The 4,690-nt window shown below is 66.3% G+C and carries 6 protein-coding genes; all 6 read left to right on the top strand.

What is annotated here, in order from left to right:
- Positions 1 to 289 (top strand): hypothetical protein (locus AB1609_15940; protein MEW6047944.1); only part of this gene is annotated, 289 nt, incomplete at its 5' end.
- Complete coding sequence (locus tag AB1609_15935; protein ID MEW6047943.1) at positions 258 to 1,031, top strand: ABC transporter ATP-binding protein; 774 nt, start codon at positions 258 to 260, stop codon at positions 1,029 to 1,031. The genes AB1609_15940 and AB1609_15935, both read left to right, overlap by 32 nt.
- Positions 1,024 to 1,731, top strand: coding sequence for an ABC transporter ATP-binding protein (locus tag AB1609_15930; protein MEW6047942.1), 708 nt, complete (start codon positions 1,024 to 1,026; stop codon positions 1,729 to 1,731). Before AB1609_15935 ends, AB1609_15930 begins: the two co-directional genes overlap by 8 nt.
- A 5-nt stretch (positions 1,732 to 1,736) precedes the next feature.
- Entirely contained in the window at positions 1,737 to 2,840 is a 1,104-nt protein-coding gene (locus AB1609_15925) for an isocitrate/isopropylmalate family dehydrogenase (GenBank protein ID MEW6047941.1), read from the top strand.
- A 19-nt stretch (positions 2,841 to 2,859) separates the two neighbouring features.
- The gene (locus tag AB1609_15920; GenBank protein ID MEW6047940.1) at positions 2,860 to 4,125 is read left to right on the top strand and encodes an aconitase/3-isopropylmalate dehydratase large subunit family protein; all 1,266 of its coding nucleotides are present in this window, start codon (positions 2,860 to 2,862) and stop codon (positions 4,123 to 4,125) included.
- 61 nt (positions 4,126 to 4,186) lie between these two features.
- On the top strand, positions 4,187 to 4,690 hold a 504-nt coding region (gene leuD / locus AB1609_15915; protein ID MEW6047939.1), incomplete at its 3' end, for a 3-isopropylmalate dehydratase small subunit.

The following is a 4,690-nucleotide window of genomic DNA, read 5'->3' as shown; positions in this document are numbered from 1 at the left end:
GTCCCCGGACGCGTTTACGTTTGGCGAATCGGTAGCCTTCCTGTCCATGGTGGTGGTGGGCGGCAAGGGCACGATATGGGGTCCCCTGGTGGGTGCAACCGTGCTGACCGTGCTCCCGGACCTCCTCAGCTTCCTCCAGGATTTCAAGATGCTATTCCACGGCCTTCTCTTAGTGCTGGCCATGATGTTCATGCCCGGCGGCATCGTGGATGTCGTGGGCCGCTTGTCAATCCGCCTTCGCTCCAGGAGGGGCACAGATGAGCCAACTGGTACTGGAAAAGGTAACTAAGCGTTTCGGTGGGCTCGTCGCCGTTGATGGACTGCACCTCACGGTAAATGAGGGGGAAATCGTGGGCCTGATCGGCCCCAACGGTTCCGGCAAGACGACCACCATCAACATGATATCGGGCGCCCTGGCCCCGTCGTCGGGCACGATCCACTTCCAGGGGCGCAACATCACCGGGTGGCCGTCCTACCGCGTGGCCCGGGTCGGGATCGCGCGTACTTTCCAGCAGATAGGACTGTTCCGCACCATGACCGTGCTGGAAACGGTGATGGTGGGAGCCGCCCTGAGCAGCAGGCGTCCCACCCTGCCCTCGGTCCTACTGGGCACGCAGGTCTACCGCCGGGGTGAGTCCACCATGGCGGAGAGGGCCCGCGAGAGCATGCGCGTGGTGGGCATGGATGGGCACGAAGGCCGCATGGCGGTCCACCTTTCCTACGGCCAGCAACGGCTGGTGGAAATCGCGCGCGCGCTGGCAGGCCACCCCAAACTCCTCCTCCTCGACGAGCCCGCGGCGGGCATGAACCCCAGCGAGATCGAGGAAATGGGCTGGCTCATCCGGCGGATACGGGAGTCGGGGACGACGGTGCTGCTCGTGGAGCATAACATGGGCCTCGTCATGGGAGTCTGCGACCGTGTCGTGGTGCTCAGCCACGGCAGGAAGATCGCCGAGGGCGCCCCGGATGACGTACAGCGCGACCCCCAGGTGATCGAATGCTACCTCGGGAGAGGGATGGGCGTTGCTTAGCGTGCAGGGTGTTTCTGCGTATTACGGACAAACGCGGGCATTGTACGGCGTGGATCTCCAAGTGGGCCCGGGAGAAATCGTGTGCCTCGTCGGACCCAACGGCGCCGGCAAGTCCACCACGCTGAAGGCCATCATGGGACTCGTGCGCGTGGCCCAGGGAGAGGTGCTGTTCGAAGGGAAGCGGATAAACGGCCTCGCCCCCCACCACATGCTGCGGCTGGGAATAGCCCTCGTCCCCGAGGGGCGCCGGATATTCCCCGCCCTGACGGTCAAGGAGAACCTCCTGATGGGGGCGTGGGCGCGCCGGGACCGGGAAGGGATCAAGAAAGACATGGACTTCGTCTTCTCCTTCTTCCCCCGCCTGCACGAAAGGCAGACGCAGCTGGGCGGAACCCTCAGCGGAGGCGAACAGCAGATGCTGGCCATAGGGCGCGCCCTGATGTCGCGGCCACGCCTCCTCATGATGGACGAACCGACCATGGGTTTGGCCCCCGTCGTCCGGGAGGAGATCATGAACCGGATCAGGGACGTCAACCGGGCGGGGGTGACGGTCCTGCTCGTGGAGCAAAACGCCTCCCTTGCCTTGGCCGTGGCGGAACGCGCCTATGTGATGGAAACCGGCCGGGTCGTCCTCCACGGGCCCGTCCCCGAGCTCCTGCGTGACGACAGTATCATCAAGGCCTACCTGGGGAGGAGGTAATGGAGTTGAGCCACCCGCGAGTGGTGGTGCTCCGGGGCGACGGCATGGGGCCGGAACTGTGCGACCAGGCCCTGGAAACGCTGGAGACCCTGTGCGCCCTGTACGGGTTTTCGTGCCAGGTGGCGGTTCACCCCTGTGGTGCCCAGTACTGGCAGGAGCACGGCGAAGAATACCCCCCGGAAGCGTGGGACGACTGCCAGGCGGCAGACGCCATCCTCTTCGGCGGCGTCGGCCTGCCGGGAGTCCTTTCCCCTTCCGGAGACCTGGCCGGGGTGAAACTCGTCTTCCAGCTCCGCCGCGCCCTGGGCCTGTACGCCAACGTGCGCCCGGTGGAAGCATGGGAGCGAGTACCCGGCCTGCCCCATCCCCCCGGCCGGGTGAAGCTGCATCTGGTCCGCGAAATGACGGAAGGGCTGTACAGCCGTATAGGCGGCAGGCTGGCACATCCCGGGGGTGGCGAACTGGCGATGGACCTGCGCGTGGTGAGCTCGGCGGCCGTCGAACGCATAGCCAGGTTCGCCTTCCGCCTCGCCGCGGCTCTCGAGGGAGAGCACGCGCGAGAAGTGACGTGCGTGGACAAGAGTAACGTGCTCGAGGGTTGCCGGCTCTTCCGTGCCACCGTGCGCCGCGTAGCGGAGGAATTCCCGCACCTGGGCCTCAAGTTCGCTTATGTGGATAACTTTGCCCTCGACGTGCTCCGGCAGCCCTGGGCTTACTCCGTATGCGTCACCTCCAACGCCTTTGGGGATATCCTGGCCGACATGCTGGCCTTCCTCGAAGGCGGAGCCGGGGTGGCGTGCTCCGGTACTTTTGGGGACGAGCGGGCGCTGTTTGAGCCACTTCACGGGCCGCTACCGGCACAGAAGGGCAAGGGCACAGCCAACCCGGTGGCCATCCACAGGTGCCTGGCGATGCTCCTGGAGTGGCTGGGCAGGCGGTGCGGGGAAGAGACCATGCTGGAGGCCTCCCGGGCCCTGCTGACAGCCCTGCGCGAGGTCATGCGTACGGGTACCCTGCTCACGACCGACCTGGGAGGGCGCAGCACTACGGCCGTCGTATGCGGCGCCATACGGAGGGCATTGTGGGGAGCACCCCGCAGCAATCCCTGAGGGGAGGTATCAGCGAGCGTTGGCAGGACAAACCATGGCAGAGAAGCTGCTGGCGCGGGCTAGCGGTGAAGCCCGGCTCAGGGCGGGCGCGATCGTGGACGTGCCGCTGGACTGGATCATGATCCACGAGGGCATCGCCTGGGGCGTGGCCAAAGCGGTGCAGCAGATCGGCGCCGACACGCTGGCTCATCCGGAGAAGGTAGTAGCACTGCTCGACCACCTGGCCCCCCCGCCGGACGTGAAGGCGGCGGAAATGCACCAGATGTGCCGTCAATTCGTGGAACGCTTCTCCATTACCCATTTCCACGACATGCGCCGCGGGATCTGTCACCAGGTAATGGTGGAAGAGTACGCCAGGCCACGGGAAATCATCGTGGGCAGCGACAGCCACACCACCACCTACGGTGCATTGGCCAGCTTTGCGGCCGGACTGGGCTTCACCGACGTGGCGGTCGCTCTGGTCACCGGCCGAACCTGGTTCAAGGTACCCGAGACCATACGCATAGACGTCTCGGGGAGGTTCGGGGACGGCATCTCAGCCGCCGACGCGGCCCTCGCTCTGCTGGGGCTGCTGGGCGCGGACGGAGCCGCGTACATGGCCTGCGAGTTCGGCGGCTCCCTGGACGCACTCCACATGTCGGCCCGGTTCACCCTGTGTAACCTGGCCGCGGAAATGGGGGCCAAAGTGGCGCTCATGCCGCCGGACGGGGCAACGGTCGAGTTCCTGGCCCGCCACAACCGCCCTGCCACCCCGGACGCCGGGGAGCTGGCACCCGACCCGGACGCCGTCTACCGCCGCCGGATTGGGCTCGACCTCGGCGCGCTGGTGCCTATGGTGGCACTTCCGCCCTCGCCGGACAGGGTGCGGCCGGTGGCGGAGGTCGAGCCGGTGCGCGTGGACCAGGTGTTCATAGGAGGGTGCGCCAACGGGCGGCTGGAAGACATGAGGGCCGCCGCCAGGCTCCTCAGGGGGCGAAAGGTTAACCCGCACACGCGGCTGATCGTGGTACCCGCCTCCTACGAGGTAATGCGCCAGATGAGCCACGAGGGCATACTGGACACCCTCATAGATGCGGGAGCGGTAATCGGCCCGCCCACCTGCGGACCGTGCTTCGGAGGCCACTTCGGCCTGCTGGCGGCAGACGAAGTATGCGTATCCACCGGCACCCGTAACTTCGTGGGGCGCATGGGGAGCGACCGGGCGAGCATCTACCTGGCGTCCCCGTACACGGCCGCGGCTTCGGCTGTGGCCGGCCACCTCGCCGATCCGCGCACCCTTTTCTGACACGACCCCGGGCCGGTAAGACGGCTTGCGCCGTCGTCGCCGGGATTGAGGAGGCTGGGTTATGGACACGACACTTCCGCCCATCGTGGGCCGAGCGCATTGCTTCGGTGACAACATAGATACAGACGTGATCATTTCCGGCAAGCACATGATCTCGACCGAGCTAGCGGACATGCTCCCCCACCTGTTCGAAGCCATTGCCCCCGGCTTCAACAACAGGGTACAGCCCGGGGACGTGATCGTGGGAGGTCGCAATTTCGGCTGTGGCTCCAGCCGGGAAACCGCCCCCGCCCTGATCAAGGCCGCCGGCATCCGGGCGATCATCGCCGAGTCCTTCGCGCGCATATTCTTCCGCAACGCCATCAACCTCGGCCTGGTGGCGGTGGAATGCCCCAACGTCTCCACCGGCGTGAGCGATGGAGACGTCGTGCGGTATGACCCCGCGACCGGGGTGGTCGAGAACCTGACCACCTCGTGGCGCGGCCAGGGTACGGTGTTGCCGGACTTCCTCGTGGAGATCCTGCTCGCGGGAGGCGCGGTGGAGGCCTGCAGACGCAAGTGCACA

The sequence above is a fragment of the Bacillota bacterium genome, from assembly GCA_040754675.1.
Taxonomy (GTDB): Bacteria; Bacillota; Limnochordia; order Limnochordales; family Geochordaceae; genus Geochorda.
The sequence above is the reverse complement of the archived record's forward strand: the minus strand, read 5'-3'. Positions and strand labels throughout refer to the sequence as shown.

Bases quoted from the DNA above. Each gene is read 5' to 3' on its own strand.
- AB1609_15935 (MEW6047943.1), top strand. From the start codon at position 258: ATGAGCCAACTGGTACTGGAAAAGGTAACTAAGCGTTTCGGTGGGCTC.